Source organism: Variovorax sp. V35, from assembly GCF_041154465.1.
Classification (GTDB): domain Bacteria; phylum Pseudomonadota; class Gammaproteobacteria; order Burkholderiales; family Burkholderiaceae_C; genus Variovorax; species Variovorax boronicumulans.
The window spans coordinates 22434-48710 of the sequence record NZ_AP028666.1 but is presented as its reverse complement, the minus strand read 5'-3'; the positions used below and the strand labels follow the sequence as shown (position 1 = coordinate 48710).

24 protein-coding genes are annotated in these 26277 nt (G+C 67.2%); 15 read left to right on the top strand and 9 right to left on the bottom strand.

From position 1 onward, the window contains the following. Positions 1 to 114 precede the first annotated feature (114 nt). The 7 genes from ACAM42_RS00220 to ACAM42_RS00190 all read left to right on the top strand — a co-directional run bounded on the left by ACAM42_RS00220 (position 115) and on the right by ACAM42_RS00190 (position 7133). On the top strand, positions 115 to 2619 hold the full coding sequence (locus ACAM42_RS00220) for a type VI secretion system Vgr family protein (RefSeq protein WP_369630768.1): 2505 nt from the start codon (positions 115 to 117) through the stop codon (positions 2617 to 2619). Between the two features lie 14 nt (positions 2620 to 2633). Then, a complete protein-coding gene (locus tag ACAM42_RS00215) occupies positions 2634 to 2999 on the top strand; it encodes a hypothetical protein (RefSeq protein WP_369630767.1) in 366 nt (121 codons plus the stop codon). Then, positions 2942 to 4507 (top strand): hypothetical protein, encoded by a 1566-nt coding sequence (locus ACAM42_RS00210; protein ID WP_369630766.1) that lies wholly within the window; start codon positions 2942 to 2944, stop codon positions 4505 to 4507. Before ACAM42_RS00215 ends, ACAM42_RS00210 begins: the two co-directional genes overlap by 58 nt. An 82-nt stretch (positions 4508 to 4589) precedes the next feature. Continuing rightward, positions 4590 to 5747, top strand: a complete 1158-nt coding sequence (locus ACAM42_RS00205) for a hypothetical protein (RefSeq protein WP_369630765.1) — start codon at positions 4590 to 4592, stop codon at positions 5745 to 5747. A 61-nt stretch (positions 5748 to 5808) separates the two neighbouring features. Further along, positions 5809 to 6057, top strand: a complete 249-nt coding sequence (locus ACAM42_RS00200) for a hypothetical protein (RefSeq protein ID WP_369630764.1) — start codon at positions 5809 to 5811, stop codon at positions 6055 to 6057. Between the two features lie 117 nt (positions 6058 to 6174). Further along, positions 6175 to 6660: a RidA family protein gene (locus tag ACAM42_RS00195; protein WP_369630763.1), complete on the top strand. Its 486-nt coding sequence runs from the start codon at positions 6175 to 6177 to the stop codon at positions 6658 to 6660. Further along, on the top strand, positions 6657 to 7133 hold the full coding sequence (locus tag ACAM42_RS00190; RefSeq protein ID WP_369630762.1) for a GNAT family N-acetyltransferase: 477 nt from the start codon (positions 6657 to 6659) through the stop codon (positions 7131 to 7133). The genes ACAM42_RS00195 and ACAM42_RS00190 overlap by 4 nt, the downstream gene beginning before the upstream one ends. A gap of 4 nt (positions 7134 to 7137) precedes the next feature. Here ACAM42_RS00190 and ACAM42_RS00185 read toward each other — a convergent pair whose 3' ends face one another. Both ACAM42_RS00185 and ACAM42_RS00180 read right to left on the bottom strand, forming a co-directional pair. Then, entirely contained in the window at positions 7138 to 8526 is a 1389-nt protein-coding gene (locus tag ACAM42_RS00185; protein WP_369630761.1) for a sensor histidine kinase, read from the bottom strand. Positions 8527 to 8536: 10 nt separating this feature from the next. Continuing rightward, positions 8537 to 9226 carry a response regulator transcription factor gene (locus ACAM42_RS00180; protein WP_056574813.1) on the bottom strand — a complete coding sequence of 230 codons (690 nt, stop codon included), beginning with the start codon at positions 9224 to 9226 and terminating at the stop codon, positions 8537 to 8539. 114 nt (positions 9227 to 9340) lie between these two features. Between ACAM42_RS00180 and ACAM42_RS00175 the strand changes: the two genes are divergently transcribed. The 4 genes from ACAM42_RS00175 to ACAM42_RS00160 all read left to right on the top strand — a co-directional run bounded on the left by ACAM42_RS00175 (position 9341) and on the right by ACAM42_RS00160 (position 12404). Then, positions 9341 to 10222, top strand: a complete 882-nt coding sequence (locus tag ACAM42_RS00175) for an alpha/beta hydrolase (protein ID WP_369630760.1) — start codon at positions 9341 to 9343, stop codon at positions 10220 to 10222. Between the two features lie 17 nt (positions 10223 to 10239). Beyond that, positions 10240 to 10527: a phosphopantetheine-binding protein gene (locus ACAM42_RS00170; protein ID WP_095948423.1), complete on the top strand. Its 288-nt coding sequence runs from the start codon at positions 10240 to 10242 to the stop codon at positions 10525 to 10527. Further along, a complete protein-coding gene (locus tag ACAM42_RS00165; protein ID WP_369630759.1) occupies positions 10524 to 11816 on the top strand; it encodes a beta-ketoacyl synthase in 1293 nt (430 codons plus the stop codon). The genes ACAM42_RS00170 and ACAM42_RS00165 overlap by 4 nt, the downstream gene beginning before the upstream one ends. A 99-nt stretch (positions 11817 to 11915) precedes the next feature. Then, the gene (locus tag ACAM42_RS00160; protein ID WP_369630758.1) at positions 11916 to 12404 is read left to right on the top strand and encodes an N-acetyltransferase family protein; all 489 of its coding nucleotides are present in this window, start codon (positions 11916 to 11918) and stop codon (positions 12402 to 12404) included. A gap of 12 nt (positions 12405 to 12416) precedes the next feature. Here ACAM42_RS00160 and ACAM42_RS00155 read toward each other — a convergent pair whose 3' ends face one another. Next, positions 12417 to 14678, bottom strand: coding sequence for a heavy metal translocating P-type ATPase (locus ACAM42_RS00155; protein ID WP_369630757.1), 2262 nt, complete (start codon positions 14676 to 14678; stop codon positions 12417 to 12419). Positions 14679 to 14839: 161 nt separating this feature from the next. On the opposite strand from ACAM42_RS00155, the gene ACAM42_RS00150 reads away from it, so the two are divergent. Together ACAM42_RS00150 and cueR are read left to right on the top strand one after the other, a co-directional pair. Further along, a complete protein-coding gene (locus ACAM42_RS00150; RefSeq protein WP_062473802.1) occupies positions 14840 to 15034 on the top strand; it encodes a heavy-metal-associated domain-containing protein in 195 nt (64 codons plus the stop codon). After that, positions 15034 to 15453, top strand: coding sequence for a Cu(I)-responsive transcriptional regulator (gene cueR / locus ACAM42_RS00145; RefSeq protein WP_369630756.1), 420 nt, complete (start codon positions 15034 to 15036; stop codon positions 15451 to 15453). The genes ACAM42_RS00150 and cueR overlap by 1 nt, the downstream gene beginning before the upstream one ends. 117 nt (positions 15454 to 15570) lie before the next feature. On the opposite strand, the gene ACAM42_RS00140 is transcribed toward cueR, so the two are convergent. Further along, entirely contained in the window at positions 15571 to 16521 is a 951-nt protein-coding gene (locus ACAM42_RS00140) for a YcjF family protein (protein ID WP_369630755.1), read from the bottom strand. A 569-nt stretch (positions 16522 to 17090) separates the two neighbouring features. On the opposite strand from ACAM42_RS00140, the gene creB reads away from it, so the two are divergent. Next, positions 17091 to 17885: a two-component system response regulator CreB gene (gene creB / locus ACAM42_RS00135; RefSeq protein ID WP_369630754.1), complete on the top strand. Its 795-nt coding sequence runs from the start codon at positions 17091 to 17093 to the stop codon at positions 17883 to 17885. Continuing rightward, the gene (creC, locus tag ACAM42_RS00130) at positions 17882 to 19321 is read left to right on the top strand and encodes a two-component system sensor histidine kinase CreC (protein WP_070063950.1); all 1440 of its coding nucleotides are present in this window, start codon (positions 17882 to 17884) and stop codon (positions 19319 to 19321) included. The genes creB and creC overlap by 4 nt, the downstream gene beginning before the upstream one ends. Here the strand turns inward: creC and ACAM42_RS00125 are convergent. The 5 genes from ACAM42_RS00125 to creD all read right to left on the bottom strand — a co-directional run bounded on the left by ACAM42_RS00125 (position 19315) and on the right by creD (position 26135). Continuing rightward, complete coding sequence (locus ACAM42_RS00125; RefSeq protein WP_307638456.1) at positions 19315 to 20229, bottom strand: acyl-CoA desaturase; 915 nt, start codon at positions 20227 to 20229, stop codon at positions 19315 to 19317. The genes creC and ACAM42_RS00125 overlap by 7 nt on opposite strands. A 9-nt stretch (positions 20230 to 20238) precedes the next feature. After that, positions 20239 to 20844, bottom strand: coding sequence for a hypothetical protein (locus tag ACAM42_RS00120; RefSeq protein ID WP_307582476.1), 606 nt, complete (start codon positions 20842 to 20844; stop codon positions 20239 to 20241). Between the two features lie 110 nt (positions 20845 to 20954). Next, positions 20955 to 23348, bottom strand: coding sequence for a penicillin-binding protein 1A (locus tag ACAM42_RS00115; protein WP_062473814.1), 2394 nt, complete (start codon positions 23346 to 23348; stop codon positions 20955 to 20957). 10 nt (positions 23349 to 23358) lie between these two features. Next, a complete protein-coding gene (locus tag ACAM42_RS00110) occupies positions 23359 to 24651 on the bottom strand; it encodes a glycoside hydrolase family 3 N-terminal domain-containing protein (RefSeq protein ID WP_369630753.1) in 1293 nt (430 codons plus the stop codon). Beyond that, positions 24648 to 26135, bottom strand: a complete 1488-nt coding sequence (gene creD, locus ACAM42_RS00105; protein WP_369630752.1) for a cell envelope integrity protein CreD — start codon at positions 26133 to 26135, stop codon at positions 24648 to 24650. The genes ACAM42_RS00110 and creD overlap by 4 nt, the downstream gene beginning before the upstream one ends. Positions 26136 to 26277 lie beyond the last annotated feature (142 nt).

Below are 26277 nucleotides of genomic sequence, written 5' to 3'. Positions count from 1 at the left end.
CTTGCTTCGCCCTTTTTGGCGGGCAGCGCGTGAGGTGACGATTGTTCGCAGTGTGCGCCGCGCAGTCCCTGCAGACTGCGCCGACCTCTCCTCCTTCTTTCAAGGAAGTCGTCGATGCCGCGCACGCTGTCTGTTTCTTCTGCTGCGATCCCTGTTGTTCTTGGTCAGGCTGCGCTGTCGCCTGTGCGGCTGTCAGGGCATGAGGGGGTCAACAGCCTCTTTGCCTACGAACTCTTTCTCAAGACCCCGGATGCCCTGGCTCTGTCCGGCGTCTCCTCCGGCGCCGACTTCGACCTGGATGCCTTCATCGGCCAGGAGATCAGCTGCGAGATCGAACTCGATGGCTCTTCGCCTCGCCAGCTCAACGCCCTGATCACTGACGCGGCCCTGTGGGGCGAGGAAGGGCGCCACGCCCAGTACAAGCTCACCCTGCGCCCCTGGCTGCACCTGGCCACCCTGCGCACCGACTGCAGGATCTTCCAGAACCTCAGCGTCGTCCAGATCCTGGACGAACTCCTGGGCGGCTACGCCTTCCCCGTGGACAAACGCCTGATCGAGCACTACCCCGTGCGCGACTACCAGACCCAGTTCAACGAGAGCGACTTCGCCTTCCTTGCCCGCCTGTGCCAGGAATGGGGCATCAGCTACCACTTCGAACATTCGGACGGTAAGCACCGCCTGGTGCTCTCGGACGCCATGGGCGCCTATGCGGCTGGCGATCCGCTGTACGAGCATGTGGAATACCACGCCCCGGGCTGGAAGATCGATGCCGAGTACATCCACAGCTTCGTTCCCCAGCACCAGCTCACCAGTGGGAAGTACGCCACCCGGGACTACGACTACACCCGGCCCAGGGCTGATCTGAGTGTTTCTCGAAGCGACCCACGCCCGCCCGGGCAGGCCGAGGGCGAGGTCTACCAGTGGCATGCCTCGGGAGCGGGGGGCAGTCACTACGCCCAGCCCAATGCGGGAACTGATGCAAGCACTGATCCTCACAGCGAAGGCCACTTGCTCTCCCTGCTGCGCATGCAGGCACTGCGCACCCACGGAGCCCGCGCCCAGGCCAGTGGCAACCTCAGAGGCATGGTGCCCGGATGCACCTTCCAGCTGAAGAAACACCCGAGGGAGTCGGCCAACGCCGAGTACCTGATCCTGGACACCCGCTTGCTCATCGAGGACGTGGCTGAAGACAGCCAGAACCGCGAAGCCAGTCCTGACCGCAAGCAGCAATGGCGCGTGCAGGTGGACTTCACAGCCCACCCGGTCACAGAGCCCCTGCGACCCGAGCCGACCCAGCCCAAGCCCGCCATGGTCGGCCCGCAGGTGGCGCTGGTGGTGGGCCCCGAAGGCCAGAACCTGTGGACGGACGAGCTGGGGCGCATCAAGGTGCAGTTCCCCTGGGACCGGCAGGGACAGAAGAACCAGCACAGCAGCTGCTGGGTGCGGGTGAGCTCGCCCTGGGCGGGCAACCAGCTCGGGGGCATCCAGATCCCGCGCATCGGGCAGGAAGTCATCGTGGGCTTCATCGCGGGAGATGCGGACCTGCCGATCTGCATGGGCAGGGTGCACAACCAGGTGAACCTGCCGCCGTGGCAACTCCCTGGCCAGAGCGCATTGAGCGGGTTCAGGAGCCGGGAGCTGACCGAGGGCGGAGGCAACAGTGCGGCGGGCAGGTCGAACCACCTGATCCTGGATGACACGGCCGAGAAAATCCAGGCGCAGCTCAAGAGTGATCACCAGAGTTCAAGCCTGAGCCTGGGGGCGATCACGCGCATCGAGGACAACGCGGGCAGAAAGGACCCCAGGGGCGAAGGGTTCGAGCTGCGCACTGATGCCCACGGCGTGCTCAGGGCGCAGGACGGCATGCTCATCACCACTGAAGGCCGCCCCGATGCAGCTCGCCACGCCAAGGACATGGGCGAAACCATCCAGTGCCTGACGAGCGCACGCGACCAGATCGAAGGCCTGGCCGAAGCGGCCCGCACAGCCGAGGCCCAGGACGACAACGACGACCAGTCCACCGTCGCCCATGCCATCAAGCAGCAGAACGAAGACCTCCGGGGCCACGGCAGCCCATCGACCGAAGGCCGCTTTCCCGAACTGGCCACACCGCATCTCGCGCTCGCCAGCCCCGCAGGCATCGCTGCTACCACCGCCACGCACCTGCATGCGCACACCGGCGCGCACATCCAGCTCACCAGTGCCGGCCACACCTCACTGAGCGCCGCCCAACGCATCCTCGCCAGCGTGGCGGAAGGCATGCGCATCTTCACGCTCAAGAGCGGCATCAAGGCCTTTGCATCGCAGGGCGACATCCGCATCGAAGCCCAAAGCGACGCCATCGAGGCCACCGCCTTGAAAGACATCGACATCGTGAGCACCGAAGACACCGTCTATATCACCGCCAAGAAAAAGGTCACGATCAACGGCGGTACCAGCTTCAGCGAATGGAGCCAAGGCGGCATCCGACATGGCACGTTGGGCACGTGGATCGAGCATGCGGCAATGCACGGAACGCCGGGCCCCGACAAGAAGCCAGGGCCCACGGCACAGAGCGTGTGCTCGGAATGCCTGGCACGCGCTGCACGTCAGGCCTCGCCTGTGGCTCCCCGGATCTGACAGGGCCAGTACCGATGGCAATTCAAGCGTACGAACGTGAGGCGGTCGAGCATGAGATCTCGCAGACCATCGCACAAGACATCGGTACTTTCGCCCGCCTCTCGCGCCAGAACGGTCAACGTTGTCACGCATTGGTGGACGCCAGCCGATGCGGGGGGGTCGAAGAAGACAGGCAGGAAGACGGATGGGTGGCGCGTCTGGTGGCGCGATACCAACTCGATGCAACACCTTTGTTCCTTCACACACCTGAAGCCGCCGCGGCTGGCATCGGACCTTGGCTGGTCGAATTGCCATTCATGCCCGATGCAGCGGATGTGGCGCCATGGCTGCCTACGGCGCGGACAGCACCGACAAGCCGGGCGTCAAAGCCGGACAGGTGATTGCCGCGCTGGGCTGGGGCATCGACGAGAACTTCAAGAACTTGCTGGGCGTTGCAGAGGCGGGGGTAGACCGCCAAGGGTCGGGAATACTTCCACGTGCCACCGAGTCCTTCAGCCATGACCAGCTGAAGCTTCTGACACAGGCCCGAAACTACAAGGCCGCGAGCAAGAGCACCCTCACCGTTGCCACGCACTTCACCATCGTGAGCTTCGACGAGCCCGAGCCCTACAGCAACCTCGCCAAGAAGAAGGAACGCGTCTTCTTCCACCCCCGCGATGGCGCCACCGGTGTCTGGGGCATGAAGGCTGCGCTGAACCACGTCAACGTGGGCACTTGCGAAAAGAACCAGGCCACCTACCTGGCCCAATACGTTCAGCCGATGGATCAGGCAAAGACCAGTCCCAGCCGCCCCAAGGTGGATTGGCACCTGTCGGGCCACAGCCATCGCTCGGGCGTCTACAAGCTCGGTTGGGACCCCCGTGGCATCTATGCGTCAGATGGCTGGCGCGTCGAGGTGCGAGAAGCCAAGGACCCGGGCATCCACAACACGCAAACAGTCAAACCGAACACCGTGACGGCGCTGATCGTCTCCAGTTGTGGCGGGCCCATCGGCTACCAAAACCTGGACGGCGAACTCAGCGCCTGGACCGGCCGGCCGCCCGCGGGGACCGCGCTCGACCCCACAACGGGCGAGATCCGGCAGGTGAAGACCGATCGGTGTCATGTCCAGAGCGAGTTCCAGGGCAAGGGCTTCAATGAAAAGCCGCGGTTGGCGGTGGCACTCGACTACCTGCACGCCATGAGCGGCTTGCCCAAGAAAGGCAACATCCGTGTGCCATTGCGCTTCAAGCCTGGGTACTTCGGCAAGAGCGGTCAGCTGGAACTGGTCTTGAGCGAGCAAGTGCGCAAGCTGGGGTGTGTGACAGAAGTGAAGTTGTGGGTGTTCGAGAAGAACAATCCAAAGCGTCCCGATGGTTCGCGCGGCGAAACCAAGACCTGGCATCCCATCGCGCCCACCTTGAACGGCACCACACTGAGCTTCAAGGATGAAGACACGGCAATGCTGTTGTCGATGATGAGCTCCAAGACTGTGAGTTCCAACGGTGCCCTGGCAATGGCGTGGAGTCCCCGATCAGTGGTCGAGAACTACCCCAACACCGAGTACGTGACGCTCCGTCAGCGACTGGTTCAGGCCTTCTGTGAAGTGACGTTGAAAGAACCCAGCCTGACCGACGCGGGCGAAAACTGGGGCAAAGACGTGCTCCATGCAGACCCGTGGGTGTTTCCTCTGGACATCGCACTCATCGACGGCAATGTGAACATGGGCGGGTTCAGCCTGGACAAGTCGGACCCGGCGCGTCCGAAGAACGCGGTGTGGCACTTTGGACGACCGTTGGGAGAGCGTGGGGAAGTGCCGGATTGGGATTTCTTGTCCGATAACTTCCTGAGCAAAGGATATGTCGACAAGAAGTCCGCCATCTGGGTCAACAAGGACCCCGTGCGATAGATAGCCCATGCAACGACGCGACTTCCTCTCTACCTTCGGCTTGACCGCAACCTCCCTTTTCTTCCCTTTGACCGGATGCTCCATGAGCAGCAAACCCAACATCAAGAATTTCAGCAGGATCTACCGCTATCTGCAGGATCCGGCTCTACGCACTCGTGAAACGGGCGATACGCTGCTGACCATCGAAGGCGCGGAGTTCAGTGGACTCAATCTTCAAGGACTGGTGTGGCGCCATGTGAAATTCGTGAACTGCGACTTTGCGGGTGCCTATGAAATCAAGCTCGATCGACTCGAGAAGAGCACTTTCGAGAACTGCAAGTTTGTCGGCATCCACGGTTTTGGCGACATGGTGGACGTGACCCTTCATCGCTGTGCCTTTGGCGGAGAAACCTATGTGATGGGCTACTCGGACAGCAAGCGCCTAGTGTTCGATGGATGCGATTTCGTCGGTACGGACAGCAACCGCAATCACTGGGGTGCAGTGGGCGGCTATGGAGAAGCAGAGTTCGTGAGATGCAAGGGCAAATGGTTTGACTTGAGCGGACTCACCAAGTTGATGATTCGGGACTGTGAATTCGAAGCCGTTTCGAGCAAGCATGACCCTAGAGAGGTGGCCAATGTGCATGCGCCGGTTTTGATAGAACGCAGCAAGTTGCGCGGCACCTTCAATATGGTCGCGAGTTCAATCCAATCTCTCATCATCCGTGACACCGTCATCGACACGCTCGACTTGACCGGCGCCACTATCAAGGAGGGACTCTCGATGGAGCGAGTGCGTGGCGGGACCGTCGAGGCGATAGTCAAAGGCGCCAAACGCCTCGCCGTGCGAGATAGCCAGTTCACGCCTCCCGCATTAGTCGGAAAGTTCGCTTTCACCCTCGCCAGCAATGACGCCCAGGAGGTTCTGATCGAGAACACCTCCATCCTTGGCGACAACATCCTCGTGGACATCGGCGGCGGCCCACATACCGAGTCCCTTGTTTTTCGAAAGAGCAAGTTCACCCGGCTTGACCTGCAGTACGCCCATGCGGCGCATCTGCTTATGGAGGAATTCGAAGCGAACTCCGTGCGCTTGAACGATGCCCGCATCGGCAAGCTGGAACTGAGCTCGGCCGCCTTTGCCTTGACCCTGGACCTGTCCAACACCCAGGTCCATGAATTCAAGAAAACCGGTGGCACCGACCTGAAGAAGCTGAGCGGTCTCAAGCTCGACGGCTCCAACATCAAGCTGCCGCAATGAACCGCCCCCACGCCAAAAGAATAGGCATGTGCAAGCTCGACGGCTGCCACATCGAATCGACATGACTGGCTGCTTTGCAGATCCATTTTTCCTTCTTCTATGCGGCATCCCATGGCTTCTTCTTGGGTTGCTAGTGGGTGGCATCGTGCTCGGGTTCAAGATGGCACGAGACAAGACAGGATTTGCGAGCTTCGCAGGCGCTCTGATCTTCATCATCTGCCTGCTTTGTGCCTCTTTTCTTCTTTGGGGCACCCTCCTGATCTTCAGCAAGGACCTGTCACTCGGCAGCAACTGGATGGGCACTCGATAGCCGGTGCTCTTGGCCGCACCCACGGCAGTGTCTCCCCGCCGTGAGCCGCAAAACGCCCAAATTGCCTTCGCAGCACGCCGCGCGTACCCTTGGTCATTTGCCGCACGCATCTTCACCATGACGCGCATTGCCGAACGCCTCCACGCCCTGGGCCTCGTCCTTCCTCCTGCCGTGACGCCACCTCCCGGCGTCATCCTCCCCTTCCAGTTCGTCCGTCTCATCGGCCGGCGCGCGATCGTCTCGGGCCACGGCCCGCTGGATGCCGATGGCCGCATCGCCGCGCCGCTGGGCAAGCTCGGCACCGAACTGACCGTCGAGCAGGGCTACACCGCCGCGCGCCTCACCGGCCTCGCGATGCTCGGCAGCCTGCAGCGCGCGCTCGGCGACCTGGACCGCATCACCGCATGGACGCGCGTGTTCGGCATGGTGGCCTCGGCGCCCGGCTTTCAACAGCAGCCGGCGGTCATCAACGGGTTTTCCGATCTGATCCTCGAGCTCTTCGGTCCCGAGGTCGGCGCCCATGCGCGCAGCGCCGTGGGCATGGCCGAGCTGCCTTTCGGCATCCCGGTGGAGATCGAGGGCGAGGTCGAGTTCGACGCGTGAGCGACAACGCTGCACCCTGGCATCTGCGTCGCGCCACCGCCGACGACGTGGCGACTGTCACCGCATGCGCGGTCGAGGCCTTCCGCACCTACATCCCGCGCCTGAGCCTCACGCCGCGGCCGATGACGCGCGACTACGCGCAGGCCATCGCGCACTTGCAGGTCTGGGTGGCCGAGCGGCCGGAGCAACAGATCGGCGCGGCGCTGCTGCTCGACGTCACCGACGAAGGCTTCCTCATCGACGTGATCGCGGTCCACCCCGACCGCCAGGGCAGCGGCGCGGGTCGCGCCTTGCTCGAACTGGCCGAGCGCGAAGCGCTGCGCCAGGGCCACGCATCGATCTACCTGTTCACGAACGAGAAGATGACCGAGAACCTCGCGCTCTACCAGCGCATCGGCTATGTCGAGTTCCGGCGCGAATCCCTCGACGGGCGCACACGCGTCTATCTGCGCAAGCCACTGACACGCGCGTGAACGGTCAAGCGTCGTCCCCGAAGGTCACGCTCACGCGCAGGCCCGTGGGCTCCGCGGCATCGAGCCGCAGCTCTGCCCCCAGCAGCTCGGCATAGCGCGCCACGATCGACAGCCCCAGCCCCGCGCCCTGCCCCAGCTTCTGGCCCGCGGGGCCTTGTGCCCAGCGTTGCATGAGGTCACGCTGCGCTTCGAGCGGAATGCCGGGTCCGTCGTCGATCACGCTCAGCGTGCGACCCGCGAGTTCGACGGTGATGGTGCGTCCGCCGTAGCGCAGCGCGTTGTCGATCAGGTTGTCGAGGATGCCCTCCACCAGCGCTTCGTTCGCGAGCACCGTCACGCCGTCGTCGAGGCCGCGCGCGCCCAGGTCGACGCCGCGCGCATCGGCGCGCGCCAGGTGGCGCAGCACGGTCTGCTCGGCCAGCATGTCGAGCGACACGGGCGTGCGCTGCAGGTCGGTGCGCGCCTCGTCGGCCAGTGCGAGCGCAAGCAACTGGTCGATCAAATGGCTCGCACGCGCCTGCCGCTCGGACACGCGCGTGAGCTGTTCGCGCCACACCTCGGTGTCGTGCTGCGCGAGCCCGTACTCGGCCAGGGCGCGAATGCCCGCGAGGGGCGTGCGCAACTCGTGCGCCACGTTGCCCACGAACTCGCGCTGCGCGCGCACGCTGTGGCGCAGCCGGTCGAACAGCGCGTTGACGGCATCGCCCAGGCGCTGCAACTCTTTCGAGGTCTGCGCCACGGCCACCGGCGAGAGGTCGCGCACGTCGCGGGTGTCGAGTGCGCGCTGCAACTCGCCGAGCGGTCGCAGATCGCGCCGGATGCCGTGCCAGAGCCACACGGCCAGCAGCACGAGCAGCAGCACCTGCGGCGCCATGGCATAGAACAGCAGCCGCTGCACCAGCGCGGCGCGGCTCAGCGTGGTCTGGGCCACGATCACGCGGTAGGGCATGTGCAGGCCGGGCTCGGCGTCGTGGTCGAGCACCACAGCGCGCAGCACATTGCCGTCGTAGTCGATGTCGGAAAAACGGTAGCGCGAACCTTCGTCGGGCAGCGGTGCCTTCAGGTCGACCCTGCCCGAGATGGGCGTGCCGTCGAGCCGCTGCACCGAGAAGTAGACCTTGTCGGTCTGGTCGAACAGCACGGTCGCCACCTCGCGCGGCGTGAGCAGCAGCTCGATGCCGCGTTCGCCGGCCTGCACGTTGGCCGACAGCGCATAGGCGTCGTCGAGCATGCCGCGGTCGAAGGCCTGTTCCGAAAAATAGTTGGCGATGACGAGTGCGATCACCGCACCAGCCATCCAGGTCAGTGCCAGCGGCACCAGCACGTTGCGCAGCACGCGCCGCGTGAGCGAAGGTGCAGTGCGCGTGACCGGTGGGGTGGTGGCCTCGCTCACGGGTCGCTTCTCACACCTCGGCTTCGAGCAGGTAGCCGATGCCGCGCAGCGTGCGGATGCCCGCGCCCGAGCCGAGAAGCTTCTTGCGCAGGCGCGAGATGAAGGCCTCGAGCGCGTTGTCGCCCAGCGATTCGTCAAAACCCGAGAGCTTGTCCGACAGCGCCCGCTTGCTCACGGTGCGGCCCGGCGGGCTCATGAGTTCCCACAACACCTCGAACTCGCGCGCCGGCAGGTCGAGCGGCGCGTTCGCGACCGCGAAGCGCCGTGCCTTGCGGTCGAGCTTGAGCTGGCCGAGTACCACGATGTCTTCGGTGCCCTTGGCGCGCCGCACCAGGGCGCGCAGCCGCGCCTCCACCTCGGCGAGGTCGAAGGGCTTGCCCAGGTAGTCGTCGGCGCCGGCGTCGAGCCCGGCGATGCGTTCTTCGGTGCGCCCGCGCGCCGTGAGCACCAGCACCGGCGTGCGGTCGCCGCGCGCACGCGCCTGTCGCAAGGCCGTGAGGCCGCTCGCCAGGCCGCTGGTGGGGCTGGCGGTGGCGGGCAGGTTGAGGTCGAGCAGCACGGCATCGAAGGGCTGCACGCGCCACAGGTGGTCGGCATCTTCGACGTTGGTCGACACGTCGACCCGATGGCCCGCGTCGGCGAGGCTGCGCAGCATCACGTCGCGCAGCACGGTGTCATCTTCCACAAGCAGGATTCGCATGGTGAGTGAATGAGTGGTGGGTGATTTGTGGGTCTGCCCTGGCGATGGACGCGTCAGCGGCCGGTCAGTCGCTCACCGCGATAAACGCGACATGAGCATACGACACACCTCCCGATGAGTGCACGCGATCCCTCCGATCCCTTGAGCCTGGTGTCCCCCGCCGTGCAGCGCACCGCGGTGGTTCTGCTGCATGGTTTATGCAGCACGCCTGACGAGCTGCTGACCGTGCAATCGACCCTGCAGCGCCACGGGTATGCGGTGCAGCCGCTGTGCATCGCGGGCTACTCGTTCGACGCCGCCGCGCCGCTGCAACAGGCCGTGCCCTTCGAGCGCTGGCTCGACATCCTCGAGGCGCACGTGAAGGCGCTGCGCCGCACGCACGACCGCGTGATGCTGGTCGGCATCTCGGCCGGCGCCTCGCTGGCCCTGGGCGGCGCCATCCGCTGCGGGCGCGAGGTGGACGCGCTGGTGCTCATGTCGACCACGCTGCGCTTCGACGGCTGGGCCGTGCCGCGCACGCGCTTTTTGCTGCCGCTGGCTTTCTACACGCCACTGGGCCGCTTCTGGCAGTACCGCGAGCGCCCGCCCTACGGCGTGAAGAACGAGCGCGTGCGCACCTGGATCGAGCGCGAGCTGCGCCATCGCCAGGTCTCGCGCGCCGGCAGCGCGGTGATCGGCGTGAGCCACCTGCGCGAGCACGACCGGCTGATCTGCCACGTGCGGCGGCGCCTGAACGACGTGCAGTGCGAGCAGGTGCTGGCGCTGCATGCGCGCGAGGACGAGGTGGCCAGCCTGTCCAACCTCGACCTGCTGGTGCGCGGGCTGCGCTGCGCCTCGCTGCGCACCGTGGTCCTGAACAACAGCTACCACATGATCAGCATCGACAACGACCGCCAGCAGGTCGTGCGCGAGACCCTCGCCTTCGCCGAGACCGTGGCCCACGGCCCGGTGCCCGAACCCGTGTTCCGCGTCCGCGGACTTGCTCTTCACGCCTGAAAGAAAGGAACCTCCTCATGTCGTCCTCTCCCACCTTCAACAGCATCGCCACCATCCTCGAGACCGACTTCCGCGTCGCGCGCACGGCCATCTCGCCGGCCACCGCGCTGTCGGACCTCGGCCTCGATTCGCTCGCGCTCATGGAGTTCGTCTTCGCCGTGGAAGACGCCTTCCACCTGCGCATTCCCGAAGACCGGCTCGACCCGCGCGAAGCCGGCATCACGCTGCAGCGGCTGTGCGAGGTGATCGATGCCGAAGGCGAAGCCGCCGCCGCACGCGCCGAACCCATGGCAGCGGCCGCATGAGCAGCGGCGCCGCCCATGCCGTGCTGGCGGCCACCGCCACGGCCCACACCGCCGCCGCACCCGTGCACGTGAGCGGGCTCGGTTTCATCACGCCGCTCGGACGCAGCATCGAAGCCTTCGACGATGCACTGTTCGCCGGCCGCTCCGCGGTGCGCGCGCAGACCCTCGAGATTCCCGGCATGGACCCGATGGCCATCGCCGCCGCCACCTGCGACTTCGATGCCAGCAGCGTGCGCAGCGCCTCGCGCCTGCCGCTCGACCGTGGCACCGCGATGGCCCTGGCCGCTGCGCAGGATGCTGCGGCCGATGCCGGTCTGGACCTCGACGCCCTCGACCGCGACCGCCTCGGCATCTTCTGGGGCAGCGGCCTGGCCGGCGCCGGCACCTTCGACGCCACCACGCGCGCGCTCTACGGCGAACAGCGCCGCATGCGCCCCACCACCGTGCTCACCGTGATGCCCAACGCCGCGGTCGCTGAACTGGCGCTGCACTTCGGCGCACGCGGCGCAGCGCTGGCCTATGCCTGCGCCTGCGCTTCATCGGCAGTGGCCATCGGCGAGGCCATGCGCGCCATCCGCGGCGGCTGGATCGACATCGCCATCGTCGGCGGCCACGACGCCATGCTCACGCCCGGCGTGATGGCCAGCTGGCACGCGATGCGCGTCATGGCGCCACCGCCGGCCGATGCGCCCGCCACCGCCTGCCGTCCGTTCTCGGGCGACCGCACGGGCTTCGCCATCGGCGAGGGCGCGGCCGCGCTGGTGCTCGAATCGGAAGCCCATGCGCGCGCCCGTGGCGCCGGCGCCCAGCCCTTCGTGCTCAGCGGCTACGCCAGCAACTGCGACGGCACGCACATCACCAACCCCGACCCGGCCGGCCAGGTGCGCGCCATGCGTGCCGCGCTGCGCGACGCCGGGCTCGTGCCCTCGGACATCGGCCACATCAACGCCCACGGCACGGCCACCAGCGCCGGCGATGCCGCCGAGGCTGCATCGATCGGCGAATTTTTCGGCGACGCGGCACCCGTCAGCGCGACCAAGGCGATCCACGGCCACGTGCTCGGCGGCGGTGGCGCCATCGAACTCGTGGCCGCATTGCGCGCATTGGCCCGCGAGACCCTGCCGCCCATCGCCCACCTGCGCACGCCGGACGCCGCGTTCGGCAACGTCGACTTCGTGCGCGGCGCGGCGCGCGAGGCGCGGGGGCTGCGCCATGTGCTGTCGAATTCCTTCGCCTTCGGCGGCACCAACGCGGTGATCGTGGCGAGCCGGCGCTTCCCGGAGGGTTGAACTTCGGGGGAGAAAAAAGCGGGGCGGTTGTCAGCACCGCCTTGCCATGGCTATGCTCGGCCGCATCCATCCTTGCGGACCTCATAGAAGAAGCGCGACATGCCCCTGCACCGCCTCGCCACCCCCTCCGATTTCGACGCCGTCTTCGATCTCTACATGCATGAGCGGGTCGTGCCCTACCTGGGCTACGACCCGATGCCGCGCGACGACTTTCGCCCGATCTTCCAGGGCCTGCTCGACAGCGGTGCGTTCTTCATCTTCGAAGTCGATGGTCAGCTCGCCGGCTTCTACCGCGTCACGCGCTACCCGGGCCGTGCGCAGCATGTGGCGAGCCTGGGCACGCTCGCGGTCGATCCCGCATTGCATGGCCGCGGCATCGCGCAGACCATGGTGACCGACGTGCTCGCGCGGCTGAAGGCCGAAGGCGTTCGCCGCGTCGAGCTGATGGCCGAGAGCGACAACGCCACGGCCCTGCGTTTCTATGCCCGGCTGGGCTTCGTGCAGGAAGGCACGCTGCGCCAGTTCTACCGCCGGGCCGGTGAAGCGGACTTCGTCGACGAGCACCTGATGGCGCTGCTGTTCGACTGATCCGCTGTCGGATCAATGTTGTTGGTGCTTCGGCTTCCAGCGCCGCAGCAACAGCGCATTGGCCATCACGCTCACGCTCGACAACGCCATCGCCGCGCCGGCCACCACCGGGCTCAGCAAACCGAAGGCCGCGAGCGGGATGCCGGCCACGTTGTAGGCAAAGGCCCAGAACAGGTTCTGCCGGATCTTCGCCACCGTGCGGCCCGAGAGCTCGAGCGCTTCGGCCACGAGCGCGAGGTCGCCACGCATCAGCGTGATGCCGGCCGCTTCCATCGCCACGTCGGTGCCGCCGCCCGATGGCGCCATCGCGATGCCCACATCGGCCGCGGCGAGCGCGGGCGCATCGTTGGCACCGTCGCCGACCATCGCCACCACATGACCGTTCTTGCGCAGCGCGCTCACCTGCTCGGCCTTGTCGGCGGGCAGCACGTCGGCGCGCACGTCCTCGGCCGGAATGCCCAGGCGCGCCGCCATCGCCTGCGCTGCACGCAGGTTGTCGCCCGAGATCATCACCACGCGCAGGCCACGCCCGCGCAAGGTGCGGATCGCTTCGGCGGCCTGCGGCTTCGGCTCGTCGGCGAAGGCCAACAGGGCCTGCACATGCGCGGAACCCGCATCATCGAAACGCAGCAGCGCGGAGACCGTGGCGCCTTGCGACTGCAGGCGCTCGATGTCGGCCTCGGCCGGCATCGCGTCGAGCTCGCGGCACCAGCGCAGGCTGGCGATGGCCCAGGTCGCGCCGTTCACTTCGCCGCGCACGCCGCGGCCCGGCATCGCCTGCATCGCACCGAGCGGCGGTGCCTGCACGCCGCGTTCAGCGGCGGCTGTGAGCACAGCACGTGCGAGCGGATGCTCGCTGCCGCCTTGCAGGCTCGCGGCCGTGGCGAGCAGGTCGTTCTCCTTCGCCAGCGCGCCGGCCGCGGGCAGCAGTGCCGTGAGCACCGGACGGCCCACCGTCAGCGTGCCGGTCTTGTCGAAAGCCACGGTGTCGACGCGGTGTGCAATTTCCAAGGCCCGTGCGTCCTTGATGAGGATGCCGTGCTTCGCGGCCACGCCCGTGCCCGCCATCACCGCCACCGGCGTCGCGAGGCCCAAGGCACAGGGACAGGCGATCACCAGCACCGCCACCGCATGGATCAGCGCGGTCTCGACGCCGGCACCCGCGACCATCCAGCCCGCGAAGGTGACGAGCGCGATCACCAGCACCACCGGCACGAACACGGCAGCCACTTGGTCGACCATGCGCTGGATCGGCGCCTTCGCAGCCTGCGCGTCCTCGACCAGCCGGATGATGCGTGCCAGCACGCTCTCGGCGCCGACCGCGCGCACCTCGATCACCATGCGGCCGTCGCCGTTCACCGCGCCGCCGGTCAAGTTGTCGCCGGGGTTCTTGGCCACGGGCAGCGGTTCGCCGGTGAGCATCGATTCGTCGACCTCGGACTGCCCTTCGAGCACGCGCGCATCTGCCGGCACGCGTTCGCCGGGGCGCACGGCGAGCCGGTCGCCGACCATCACCTCGGCCAGCGGCACGTCGCTTTCCTTGCCGCGTGCATTGATCAGGTGCGCCACTTCGGGCCGCAGCTGCTGCAGCGCGCGGATCGCGGAGGTGGCCTGGCGCTTGGCGCGCGCCTCGAGCCACTTGCCCAGCAGCACCAGCGTGATCACCACCGCCGAGGCTTCGAAATACAGGTGCGGCACCATGCCGTGCCCCGCATGCTCGCCGGTGGCGGCGCGCCACCACAGCCACAGCGACAGGCCGAAGGCGGCGCTGGTGCCCAGCGCCACCAGCAGGTCCATGTTGCCGGTGCGGGCCCTGGCCGCATGCCAGCCCGCGCGGTAGAAGCGCGCGCCGAGCCAGAACTGCACCGGCGTCGCCAGCAGCAGCTGCACCCAGGGCGGCAGCATCCAGCTCTGGCCGACCAGGTCGCCCAGCATCGGCGCCATCAGCGGAATCGACAGCGCCAGGCCGATGGCCACGGGCATGAAGCCGTGCCAGGGCGACAGCGCGGCGGCCTCGTCCTGCGCGGTGCTTTCGGCGCGCGGCTCGTAGCCGGCGGCGCGCACGGCGCGGCGCAGCAGCAGGGCCATGTCCTCGCCGCCTGTGGCCACGATGCGGGCCGACTCGGTCGCGAGGTTGACGCTCACGTTCTGCACGCCGGGCACGTTCTTGAGCGCGCGCTCCACGCGCATCACGCACGAGGCGCAGGTCATGCCGCCGACCGAGAGGTCCAGCGTGGCGGCGGCCGCGGAAGGTTGAGGCTGAATGTGTTCCATGGTCCCGAGGCTAAAGCCTGACACCATGGCAAGGTCAAGCGCGGTGGCTTCAAAGCCCTTGGCTGGACGTTGACATCGTGAGAGGGTTGAAACTGGCGTTGTCCCCGATTCGGGTGTTCAATCCTTCCACCCTTCATTCATTCCGACAAGGAGCAACGACGATGAGCCAGAAATTCCAGGTCTCCGGCATGAGCTGCAACCACTGCGTGGAGGCGGTGCAGGACGCGGTACAGACGGTCGACCCGCATGCGCAGGTCACGGTCGATCTCGAAACCGGTCACGTGGACGTGTTGAGCCAGCAGCCGCGCCAGGACATCGTGGTCGCGATCGAGAACGCCGGCTACACCGTTCAATGATGACGGCGACCACGGCCCACGGCCGCCAGGTGGCCATCGGCGAGGCCGCGCGGCTGTCGGGCGTGTCGGCGCGCATGGTGCGCCACTACGAAGGCCTGGGCCTGCTGCCCGCGGTGGCACGCACCGAGAGCGGCTACCGACAGTACAACGACGCCGACATCCACACGCTGCGCTTCATCAAGCGCTCGCGCGACCTGGGGTTCTCGATGGAAGAAATCGCCGAACTGGTCGGCCTGTGGCACAACCGCCGCCGCGCCAGCGCGAGCGTCAAGCGCATCGCGCAAAAGCACCTGGGTGAACTGGAACAGCGCATCGCCGACATGCAGTCGATGCGCAGCACGCTCGCGCACCTCGTGCATTGCTGCCACGGCGATGCGCGGCCCGACTGCCCCATCCTCGACGACCTCAGCCAGGTCTAGCCGGCGGTCCCTTCGTGGAACACCGAGGAACCGGCTTTGCCGGGCCTCAGGTGTTGCCCCCGGTAGGGGGTTGGAGAAGCGACACGAAGTGCGCGAAGCCTGGGGGCGAGCCTGTGATCAGGCGTTCTTGACCAGCGACAGCACCTGGCTCGTGTCCAGCGTGCGCGCCCGTTCCTGGATCGCCGGCAGGTACTGCGTTTGCAGGCCCTGCCCTTCCTTCACCACGTTCGAGAACGCGTCCTTCAGCATCTGCGTGGAGAGCGTGCGCCCGCCCGCGTAGTAGCGCTTGGCCACGTGGCCCAGCGCATAGGTCGACGCGAAGCTCATGCCCGAGCTCACGGCCTGCTTGCCGAGACCGCCCAGCAACCCGCCGCCGACCTTGCCCAGCAGGCCGCCGAGCAGCTTGCGCCCCGCCTGCTCCAGGTACTGCGAGGTCAGGCCCACGCCCACGGTGGCCAGGAAATCCTTGATGTGGCCGGTGTCCAGCTGGTAGCCGTGCGCCTGGCCGATGCGGTAGACCAGCTTCATCTGCAGCGGAATGATGGCCATGGTCGACAGCGTCTCGGGCAGCAGCTCGAGCGCGCCGTTGAGGATGGCGGCGTTGAGGATCGCGCGGTCGAGCTCGGTGCTGTCGGGCGCCTGCGGCGCCGCGGGGGTCGCCGCCGTTGCAGCCGTTACCGCCACAGCCGCCGGCACCGCGGCGGCAATGTCTTCCGCCCGCTGCGAGAACTGCGCCGCCGAGGCGTCCAGGCCGAGCGAGCTGCGCACGTCCATCAAAAAGAGCCGCTCCGGCTCCGACTGCACGCCGTCGGCGTCGCACATGCACACCGCCATCTCGTACGCCAGCTGGCGCGACTCGGCGCTTTTCAGCTCGCCGGCCACCGAGGCCAGCGACACCCGCTTCATCAGCACGTCCTGGTAGATCGTCGGCAGGTTCACGCCGTCGGCCTGCGACAGGCCCTCGGCGATGCGCTTGATCTCGGCGCGCTCGCGTTCGTGCTTCTCGCCGTCGACGAAGGCCGCCAGCAGGCTCAGGGTGACGATCGCTTTTGTTTCAGAAGGTGTCATGTTCGAGTTTTTTCGTCATGTGAAGGAGCGGATTGGGTCCGCGCGGCGCCCGAAGGTTCCTCCACGCGTTCTCCCCACAAAACTGGGGCAACTCTGTGGATAACCCCGGCACTGCTCTGTAGGGGCGTTGCAAGTCATTGATTTTCAAGGGAAATCTACAACCTGCTCAATTAACAGGCAATGAATTTCTCGACCCGAAAACCGTCTTTCGCAGAATTCCGGAAGGCTGTCAAAGGACAACCCTGGGGAGAGTTTTTGCACAAGCCATCGGTTATCCACAGGGCCGGCGGGTTACCCCATGTTGTCCAAGTTGCGGGTACACCACGGAAGCGCGGGTGCGCACAGTGACGCGGGCATGACAAGTCGTTGTCACGTCAAGGAAAAAGCGACCTTTCCACAGACGGGTGCGACCCTTATCTACTACTACTAATTTGAATAAGAAGAATAAGAAGACAGGAAGAGGAAAAGCCGCGCCCGAAAAAAAAGGCCGCGAAAGGCCGCGCCGGTCGCCGGCGCCTCGGGCGAAAAACCGGGCACGGGTGGTCCGTGGCCCTCGCTAACATCGCCGGATGAGCTTCAAACCCCGGATCCTGATTGCCGAAGACGAATCGGGCATCGCCGACACGCTCCAGTACGTTTTGAGCAGCGACGGTTTCCAGCCGATCTGGTGCGCCACGGCCGAAGAAGCCATCGCGCAGTTCGCGCAGGAGCGCCCCGCGCTCGCGATCCTGGACATCGGATTGCCCGACCTGAACGGCTTCGAGCTCTTCAAACGCCTCCAGGCGCTGAACCAGTCGATGGGCGGCCCGGAGGTACCGATGGTCTTTTTGACGGCCCGCAGCGACGAAATAGACCGCGTGGTGGGCCTCGAACTGGGTGCGGACGACTACATTGCCAAGCCGTTTTCACCCCGCGAGCTGGTCGCCCGCGTGCGGACCATCCTGCGGCGCAGCGCCAGAAACGGCCCAGGAAGCCCGCCAGCGGCCGCAGCGCCGATTCATGGGGTACCCCATCAAAACGCGCCGGCGCCGCCTCCAGCGGCGCCACAGACCCCTGCAACGCCCTTTTCGCTCGACAGTGAACGCATGCAAATCCGTTACTACGGACGGCTGCTGGAACTCTCGCGCTACGAATACGGCCTGCTGAAACTCATGGTCCAGCGCCCGGGGCGCGTGTTCACGCGCGACGAACTGCTGCAACTCGTCTGGGACGACGCCAGCGACAGCTTCGACCGCACGGTCGACGCGCACATCAAGACGCTGCGCGCCAAGCTCAAGACCATCGCGCCGGAGGTGGAGCCGATCCGCACCTTGCGCGGCACCGGCTACGCGCTGCACGAAGATCTGCCCGCCAGCAGGGAATGACGCGCCGGACACGGATCTTCATCGGCATCCTGCTGATCTACACGGCGGGCATCGCCTTCCTGCTGTACCGCGTCGTTTCCGACATCGACCCGCGCTACCGCGAGTCGGCCGAGGAATCATTGGTCGAAACCTCGCAGCTCATGGCCAGCCTGGTCGAGCAGGACGTGATCGCCGGCGCCATCAACACCGCGCGGCTGGAGCCGCTTTTTCGCAGCGTCTACACGCGCGAGTTTTCGGCCCAGATCTACAACCTGCACAAGAGCCGGGTCGAGCTGCGCGTGTACGTCACCGACCGCACCGGCCGCGTGATGTTCGATTCGCTCGGCCGCCACCTGGGCAACGACTACTCGCAGTGGAGCGACGTGAAACGCACGCTCGGCGGCCTGTACGGCGCGCGCACCTCGCGCGATGTCGACGGCGACCCGCGCACTTCCGTGATGTACGTCGGCGCGCCGATCCGCTGGAACGACGAGATCGTCGGCGTCGTCAGCGTCGGCAAGCCGGTGCAGAGCTTCGGCCAGTTCGTCGAGGACGCGCGTGTGCGCACCATCTGGGTCGGCGTGGGCTCGGCACTGGCGCTGCTGCTGCTCACCGTGATCGTCTCGGTCTGGCTGGTGCGGCCCTTCGGCCTGATCCGCGACTACTGGACCTGGGTGCGCGCACAGCGCAGCCTGAGCCTGTCGCGCATGGCGCGGCGCGCGGTCGATGCCGTGCGCACCGGCTTCGGTGAAATGCGCGACGCGCTCACCGGGCGCAACTACGTGGCCGACTACGTGCAGACCTTCACGCACGAAGTGAAGAGCCCGTTGTCGGCGATTCGCGGCGCGGCCGAGTTGCTGCAGGAACCGCAGATGCCGCACGACCAGCGCGAGCGTTTCCTGAAGAACATCGAACGCGAAACCCAGCGCATCCAGGAAATCGTCGACCGCATGATGGAGCTCACCGCGCTCGAAACGCGGCGCACCCTCGACCGCACCGAACCCGTGGCGCTGGGCCCGCTCATCGAGGACATTGCCGCCAGCGCGCAACCCGCTGCGTCGCGACGCAACATCCGGTTGATCGTGAACATCCGCGAGCCTGCGCGCGTCGAAGGCGATCCGTTCCTGCTGCGCCGCGCGATCAGCAACCTGCTCGACAACGCGCTCGACTTTTCACCGCCCGACAGCGAGGTGCTGCTGACGCTGGAAACCACCTCGCGGCTGGCGCGCATCAACGTGCGCGACCACGGCCCGGGCATTCCGGACTACGCGCAGGAAAAAGTCTTCGAGAAGTTCTATTCGCTCGCCCGGCCGCACAGCCAGAAGAAGAGCACGGGGCTGGGCCTGGCGTTCGTGAAGGAAATCGCGACCCTGCACCGGGGCCGCATCGACCTGGGCAACGCGACGCGCGGCGGCGCCGTGGCGACGCTCACGCTGCCGCTGCTGTCACCTCACTGACGCAGGGCGAGCACCGCAAGTTCGGGGCGCGGCGGCAGCGCTTCGGGCAAGCGCAGGTTCCACACGAGTCCGCAGCGTTCGAGCAGCTTCAGCATCCACCATCCCGGATCCCATTCGCCGGGCGCCAGCCCCAGCCGGGCGGAACCGGGAAAGGCATGGTGGTTGTTGTGCCAGCTCTCGCCCATCGTCAGCAGCGAGGTCCAGGGAATGTTCCGGCCCTGCACCGCGGCGCCTCGCACTTCGTAGTTCATCGCGCCGTGGTTGTGCGCGAACCAGCCGATCAGCCAATGCCCGAGCACACCGGCGGTGACGCGTGCGCACACGCCCCAGAAGACGAACGACCAGCCGCCCCAGAGGTAGAAAAGAACGGCGGGCGGCAGCTGTTGCAGCATCCAGGTTTTTTCCAGCCACCGCAGGACGCGGTCGTTCGCGATGAGTGGCTCGATCTCCAGATGCGGCGGCCGGTGCAGGTGCAGTTCGCAATGCAGCTGCCACCACGCATCGGTCCAGAAACCGCGCCCGTGGCGCAGGTAGTCGTGGCACACGGGCAGACGCTGCGCGTAGTCGCGCAACTCATGTTGGCGAAGAATGCCCAGCGGTCCGGCCAGGCCGACCTGCACCCCGCAATAGATGAGCGCAAGGCGCAGCCACCGGGGGCACTGGAAGCTGTGGTGAATCAGCTGGCGATGGCTGCCCAGCGAGTGGCCGAAGAGCAGCACGAAGCCGGTGCTGACAACGAACAGCGCCACCGCATCCCAGCGAAAGAACAGGCTGCCGCCGACCAGCGCGGCCACAGCCATGCTTGAAAACCAGAGTGATTTTCCGGGGGCGTAGCGAACGTCCCCTTCAAGAACGAAGGCTGCTTGCTCGGCATGGACACGATGGTGATCGAGGCCCGCGAGCAGCATGGCAGAGCCTCAGGTCCCGACCAGCGCGCGATATGCCTCGCGCGTCTCGGGGCTCACAGCGTCGAGCAGCTGCTCGTACGAAGTCTGATGCCGCGCCAGCATGCGCGCCGACGCCACGGCCTTCGACTTGCAGAACCAGTGGCAGGTGTGCTGCATCAGGAACAGCTCGGCCGACATCGTGAAGGCCTTCGACTTCGGCGAGCGGCCGGCGGCATTTTTCGCCACGCCCGCGATGCCGCGCGCATGAATGCGCAGTGCCTCGCGCAGGTCGAAGCTGGCGGCGGGGAACAGCGTGGTGGCGAACGGCAGGGCCACCGGCAGCCGGCTCACGCGCGTGTCGGCTTCGGGTTCGCGTGCCAGCTCGGCGGCGAAGGTCTCGAACTGGCCCGCGAGCTTTTCCTCGGTGGCGTCGAGCAGGTGCCAGATCTGCTGGCGGCGCTCGGCGTCGTCTTCGCCGAGGCAGCGCAGGTAGCCCTGGGTCAGGCTCTCCATCAGCTTCTCGATCTGGTAGCGGCCCAGATGGCGACCGAGCAGCGCGATGCGCTGGCGCTGTTCCTTGGACTTGAGGATGTAGAAGCCGGCGGCGATCAGGGCCACCAGGGTGAGGATTTCCATGGATGCGAGAAAAGGGGAGAAAAGAGAAGAGACAAAAAAGAAGCGGGGGCCGCGGCACCGAGTGTAGGCACCGCGCGTCCCCCGCGTCTTTGGGTGGCTCTCGCTGTTTTCTAGCGGAAGAAGTCCAGGATGCGGTTGCGCTCTTCAGGCGGTGGCGGCGCACCCACCGGCGCGCCTGTCAGCACCTCCACCGGCTGGATCGGCTGCTCGGCGCTTTCCAGGCCCAGGCTCGCCACGTTGTGGCCCGGCGTGAAGTCGTCGAAGTACCACTCGCCGTCGATGCTCACCACGCCGGGCGGTTCGGCCGGCAGGGTCACGGGCACGCCGCGCAGCGCCGACTGCATGTAGCCGATCCAGATCGGCAGGCTCAGGCTGCCGCCGGTCTCGCCGCGCACGCCGAGCTGGCGCGGCGTGTCGTAGCCGACCCAGGCGATGCCCACGCGCGTGGGCTGGAAGCCGGCGAACCAGGTGTCGAAGGAGTCGTTGGTGGTGCCGGTCTTGCCGTACAGGTCGTCGCGCTTGAGCGCCTGGTAGGCCTTGAAGCCGGAGCCGCCCTTGACCACGCTCTGCAGCAGCGATTCCATGATGAACGCGTTGCGCGCGGGAATGGCGCGGCGGCTTTCGTCGAGCACCGGGGGCTCGGTTTCCATCAGCACCTTGTCCTTGAGGTCGGTCACGCGGGTCACGAGGTACGGGTTCACGCGGTAGCCGCCGTTGGCGAACACCGAATAGCCCACCGCCATCTGCATCGGCGTGACCGAACCGGCGCCCAGGCCCATCGGCAGGTTGGCCGGATGCTTGTCCTTGTCGAAGCCGAACTTGGTGACCCAGTCTTGCGCGTAGGGCGCGCCGATCGACTGCAGCACGCGCAGCGTGACCAGGTTCTTCGACTTCATGAGCGCGTTGCGCAGCGGCATCGGGCCTTCGAAGCCGCCGTCGAAGTTCTTCGGGTCCCAGGGCTGGCCGCCATTGGCGGCGGCATCGAACACCAGCGGCGCGTCGTTCACCACGGTGGCGGGCGTGAAGCCCTTTTCGAGCGCGGCCGAATAGATGAAGGGCTTGAAGCTCGAGCCCGGCTGGCGCCAGGCCTGCGACACGTGGTTGAACTTGTTCTTGCCGAAGTCGAAACCGCCGACCAGCGCCGTGATGGCGCCCGTGCGCGGGTCCATGCCGATGAAGGCGCCCTCCACCTCGGGCAGCTGCGTGATTTCCCAGGTGTTCTTGGGCGTCTTCGCGACGCGGATCACGGCGCCGCGACGGATCTTGATGTTCGGCGGCGCCTTCGCGGCCAGGCCGGACTGCGCGGGCTTCAGGCCCTCGCCCGAGATCTCGAAGGCTTCGCCGTTGGCGCGCACCGCCGTCACTTCTTTCGCGCTGGCTTCCAGCACCACGGCCGAGATCACGTCGCCGTTGTCGGGGTGCTCGGCCAGGGCTTCGTCGACCGCTTCGTCGATCTCCTTCTGGCCGCTGGCCGGCAGGTCGACGAACTTCTCGGGGCCGCGGTACACCTGACGGCGCTCGTAATCCATGATGCCCTTGCGCAGCGACTTGTACGCCGCCGCCTGGTCGGCCGCCACCAGCGAGGTGTAGACCTTCATGCCGCTGGTGTAGATGCTGTCGCCGTACTGCGCGTACATCATCTGGCGCACGGTCTCGGCCACGTACTCGGCGTGCAGGCGGTTCGGGTCGGCGGCGTCGCGCAGGTGCAGCTCTTCCTTCTTGGCTTCGGCCGCCTGCTCGGCGGTGATGAAGCCGGTCTCGTGCATGCGGTCGATCACATAGAGCTGGCGCGCCCGTGCACGGCGCGGGTTGGCCACCGGGTTGTTGGCGCCGGGCGCCTTCGGCAGGCCGGCGAGCATGGCGGCCTCGGCGATGGTCACCTGCTGCAGCGGCTTGCCGAAGTAGGCCTCGGAGGCGGCGGCGAAGCCGTAGGCGCGGTTGCCCAGGTAGATCTGGTTCAGGTAGATCTCCAGGATCTGGTCCTTGCTGAGCTGCTGCTCGAGCCGGAAGGCCAGCACGATCTCCGAGGCCTTGCGGCTGAGCGTGCGCTCCGAGCTCAGGTAGACGTTGCGCGCCACCTGCATCGTGATGGTCGAGGCGCCCTGCTTGCGCCCGCCCTTGAAGCTGGCCACGGCCGCGCGCGCGAAGCCCTTGTAGTCCACGCCGCCGTGGTCGTAGAAGCGCGCGTCTTCCACGGCCAGCACGGCGTCTTTCATGACCTTCGGAATGTTCGCGAAGGGCGTGAGGTTGCGGCGCTCTTCGCCGAATTCGCCGATCAGCGAACCCTCGGCCGTGTACACGCGCAGCGGCAGCTTGGGCCGGTAGTCGGCCAGCTCGGAAATGTCGGGCAGCTTCGGGTAGATGGCGACCACCCCCACGATGGCGGCGCCCAGCAGCGCGACGGCGCCGGCACCGGCCGCGATGGCGCTCCAGCCGGCGATGCGTTTCCACGGGAGCTGGCGCAGCGCACCGGCGGGTTGGGAAGGGCGAGGTTCTTGGGACATGGGATGGGGGCTAGCGAAGAGGTTGGAGCCGTGGCGCGCGCGGGCGTTCCGTCACCCGGGGATCGAGCGCGCCGCGCCGCACGCCTTCCAGCGCGCAGTGCATGGCATCGAAATACTTGTCGTGGTCGTAGGCGATGAGCAGCAGGTCCACCCCGGCGTCGAGTGCGCCCAGCGTGGCGTTGCAAAGACCTCGGTTGTAGGCCCCGCCCATCGTGAGGTCGTCGGTGACGAGCAGGCCCTGAAAGCCCCATTCGCCTCGAATCACCTGCCGCACGATTTTGCGTGAGAAAGAGACCGGCGCGTCCGCGTCGAGTTCCCGAAGGATGACATGGCCGAGCATGATCGCGGCATCCGAATGTTTCGACACGTCTTGAAACGGCTTCCAGTCGTGCGCGGCCAGCCGGGCCACGGGCGTGCGCAGTTCGGCACCCATGTGGTGCGTGTCCTCGGTCACGCCGGCCAGGCCGGGAAAGTGCTTGAGCGTGCCGCGCACGCCAGCCGATTCAAGGCCTTGCTCGTAAGCGAGCGCCACCTGCGCGGTGACGTCGGGGTCGCTCGAAATGGCGCGTTCCTCGATGCGGGTGTGCAGGTCCCAGCGGCCCGGGGCGCGGCCGGGACGCAGGTCGACCACCGGGCTGAAGTTGAGCGTGATGCCCAGCGCGGCGAGCGCCCCGCCCTGCTGCGCGCCGTAGGCGCGGGCACGTTGCAACAGTTCGTGTGCGGGCACGTCGGCCTCCAGCAGGCTGGCGAGTGCCGGCTGGCGGGGCACCATCGGCGACAGGCGCGAGACGCCGCCGCCCTCCTGGTCGGTCGCCACCACCAGCGGCGGCAGGCCGGCCGCGAGCCGCAGCGCCTGCAGGCTGGCGATTTCCGCGCGCAGGGTGTCGGCGCTGCGGCCCTTCACGTTGCGGCCGGTGACGAAGATGCCGCCGATCAGGCCCCGGCGGGCCAGCTCGCGCAGGTCGTTCGCGTCGTCGTAGCCGACGATGAAGCGCGCGCCCAGTGCCTGCGCCACCGGGCCCGAGGCCGGATTCACTTCCAGCCGGTGCTGGCGCGAGGCCAGCTCGTGGCCCAGCGCCGTCAGCGTCGCACCCACCGTCAGGGCCAGCGCCACGACTCGGCGTGCGCCGCGCGCGCTGCGCCAGGCGATCGCGGCGGCGGCGCACAGCGCGGCGAGCAGCAGCGGCAGCTCCTCCTCGCGCAGAAAGCGCAGGTGCGGGTCCTTCAGGTGCCAGGCCCAGGCGCACAGCACGGCCAGCAGCAGCCAGCCGAGCACGCCGGGGATGGCGCGCAGCAGTCTCATGCGTCCACCGTGGCCACCGGGGTGGCCGGGGCGGGTTCGCTGCGACGCGACAGCGCATACCAGTCGACCTTGCGCGTCACGAGCATCAGCGTGGCCAGCATGCCGAAGATCAGCAGCGCGCCCAGCAGCAGCGCATTGCTTTCCGAGGCCAGCAGGCCGTAGAGCGCGCCGTACAGCAGCGCCACGAAAGCGGCGAACGACAGGCCGCGGCGCCAGCCTTCGAGCACCGCGCTGAAGTACACGGCCAGCAGCGCCACGCTGGCACCGGCCGCGCCCGCGTAAGCCATCCAGAAGGCGAACTTCTCCGACAGCGCGAGCAGCAGCAGGAAGAACAGCGCGATCGACAGGCCCACCAGCCCGTACTGCACCGGGTGCAGGCGCAGCTTGCGGAACAGCTCGAACATGAAGGCTGCCATCAGCACCAGGCCGATGAAGAGCGCGCCGTACTTGCCGGCCCGCGTGCTCATCGAATACACGTTGACGGGCTGTGCGAGCGAGACGTCGAAGGTCTGCAGCGGGCCCGAGGCATGGCGCGACATGGACGCCGAGGGCGCCGTCCGCACGACGGCCGCCGCGGCGTTCTGCGCGGCATCGCCTTCGCCGCCCCACAGGCCGGCGCGCACCTGCTCGCGCGCCGTGGTCACGAGCGAGGACACGCGCCAGTGCGCGTCGAAGCCCTGCGGCGTCACCTCGCGCTGCGTGGCCAGGAAGCGCCCGCCGAAGCTGGGGTGCGCCCACGGCGAACGCAGGTGCGCGGTGGTTTCCTCGGCGATCGGCACCATCGAGAGCGTGTCCTGGCCCACCAGCGAGAGCTTCATGTCGAAGGCCAGCGGCTTGCCCGTCTGCCAGGCCGCGAGCGCGGCGCCCGTGAGCGGCGCGTGGATGCCGTCGGCGTACGTGGCGTTGTCGGGCAGGCCGGGCACGCGCTGGCGAAAGCGCAGCGCCTCGCCGTTGACGGTGAGCGCGGGCGAGCCGTCCAGGCCGCGCAGGTCGCTCACGTGGAAGGCGACGAACGGCGGGCGGAACTCGATCGACGAGCCGCTCTCGCTGTGCGGCACGGCCTGCGGGTCGAAGCCCGCGAAGCCGCCGCCGAGCGCGGCCGTGAGCGTGTAGAACGGAATGCGGAAGATGCCGCGGTAGCGCTCCTGCGGCGCCATGTCGCCCTCGATGTGCAGCTTGTCGGGGAACACGGCGTGCACCATCTCCTTGCTCTGCGGGGCCTGGCCGATCACCTTGCCCTGCGCGTCGCGCAGCGGCTCCATCCAGCGCTCCACGTACGGCACCAGCAGCAGCGGGCCGACCATGGCCTGCGGCCCGGCATAGGACTCGGCCAGTTCGCGCGCGGCCTCCTGCTGGCTTTCGCCGCGGGCGTGGTTCAGGTCGTCGATCCGCGCCAGCGGAATGCACAGCACCAGCAGCAGGAAGAACAGGCCGGCCACCTTGACCAGCACCGAAGCCTGCAGGGCCTTCAACAGTTGAAGCATGGGTTTCTCCCCTCTTTTCCGGGTTTTGTCGTGATGAGGCGCCGATGCTCTCCGGCCGATCCGAAGGCCGTATGAAGCCGCGGCGCCGCGCACTTCACACAGACTTCACACAGCGGCGCCTGCGGGGGTTGCGACTTCAACG

Bases quoted from the DNA above. Each gene is read 5' to 3' on its own strand.
- ACAM42_RS00220 (WP_369630768.1), top strand. From the start codon at position 115: ATGCCGCGCACGCTGTCTGTTTCTTCTGCTGCGATCCCTGTTGTTCTT.
- ACAM42_RS00215 (WP_369630767.1), top strand. From the start codon at position 2,634: ATGGCAATTCAAGCGTACGAACGTGAGGCGGTCGAGCATGAGATCTCG.
- ACAM42_RS00210 (WP_369630766.1), top strand. From the start codon at position 2,942: ATGGCTGCCTACGGCGCGGACAGCACCGACAAGCCGGGCGTCAAAGCC.
- ACAM42_RS00205 (WP_369630765.1), top strand. From the start codon at position 4,590: ATGAGCAGCAAACCCAACATCAAGAATTTCAGCAGGATCTACCGCTAT.
- ACAM42_RS00200 (WP_369630764.1), top strand. From the start codon at position 5,809: ATGACTGGCTGCTTTGCAGATCCATTTTTCCTTCTTCTATGCGGCATC.
- ACAM42_RS00195 (WP_369630763.1), top strand. From the start codon at position 6,175: ATGACGCGCATTGCCGAACGCCTCCACGCCCTGGGCCTCGTCCTTCCT.
- ACAM42_RS00180 (WP_056574813.1), bottom strand. From the start codon at position 9,226: ATGCGAATCCTGCTTGTGGAAGATGACACCGTGCTGCGCGACGTGATG.
- ACAM42_RS00175 (WP_369630760.1), top strand. From the start codon at position 9,341: ATGAGTGCACGCGATCCCTCCGATCCCTTGAGCCTGGTGTCCCCCGCC.
- ACAM42_RS00170 (WP_095948423.1), top strand. From the start codon at position 10,240: ATGTCGTCCTCTCCCACCTTCAACAGCATCGCCACCATCCTCGAGACC.
- ACAM42_RS00165 (WP_369630759.1), top strand. From the start codon at position 10,524: ATGAGCAGCGGCGCCGCCCATGCCGTGCTGGCGGCCACCGCCACGGCC.
- ACAM42_RS00160 (WP_369630758.1), top strand. From the start codon at position 11,916: ATGCCCCTGCACCGCCTCGCCACCCCCTCCGATTTCGACGCCGTCTTC.
- ACAM42_RS00155 (WP_369630757.1), bottom strand. From the start codon at position 14,678: ATGGAACACATTCAGCCTCAACCTTCCGCGGCCGCCGCCACGCTGGAC.
- ACAM42_RS00150 (WP_062473802.1), top strand. From the start codon at position 14,840: ATGAGCCAGAAATTCCAGGTCTCCGGCATGAGCTGCAACCACTGCGTG.
- cueR (WP_369630756.1), top strand. From the start codon at position 15,034: ATGACGGCGACCACGGCCCACGGCCGCCAGGTGGCCATCGGCGAGGCC.
- ACAM42_RS00140 (WP_369630755.1), bottom strand. From the start codon at position 16,521: ATGACACCTTCTGAAACAAAAGCGATCGTCACCCTGAGCCTGCTGGCG.
- creB (WP_369630754.1), top strand. From the start codon at position 17,091: ATGAGCTTCAAACCCCGGATCCTGATTGCCGAAGACGAATCGGGCATC.
- creC (WP_070063950.1), top strand. From the start codon at position 17,882: ATGACGCGCCGGACACGGATCTTCATCGGCATCCTGCTGATCTACACG.
- ACAM42_RS00125 (WP_307638456.1), bottom strand. From the start codon at position 20,229: ATGCTGCTCGCGGGCCTCGATCACCATCGTGTCCATGCCGAGCAAGCA.
- ACAM42_RS00120 (WP_307582476.1), bottom strand. From the start codon at position 20,844: ATGGAAATCCTCACCCTGGTGGCCCTGATCGCCGCCGGCTTCTACATC.
- ACAM42_RS00115 (WP_062473814.1), bottom strand. From the start codon at position 23,348: ATGTCCCAAGAACCTCGCCCTTCCCAACCCGCCGGTGCGCTGCGCCAG.
- ACAM42_RS00110 (WP_369630753.1), bottom strand. From the start codon at position 24,651: ATGAGACTGCTGCGCGCCATCCCCGGCGTGCTCGGCTGGCTGCTGCTG.
- creD (WP_369630752.1), bottom strand. From the start codon at position 26,135: ATGCTTCAACTGTTGAAGGCCCTGCAGGCTTCGGTGCTGGTCAAGGTG.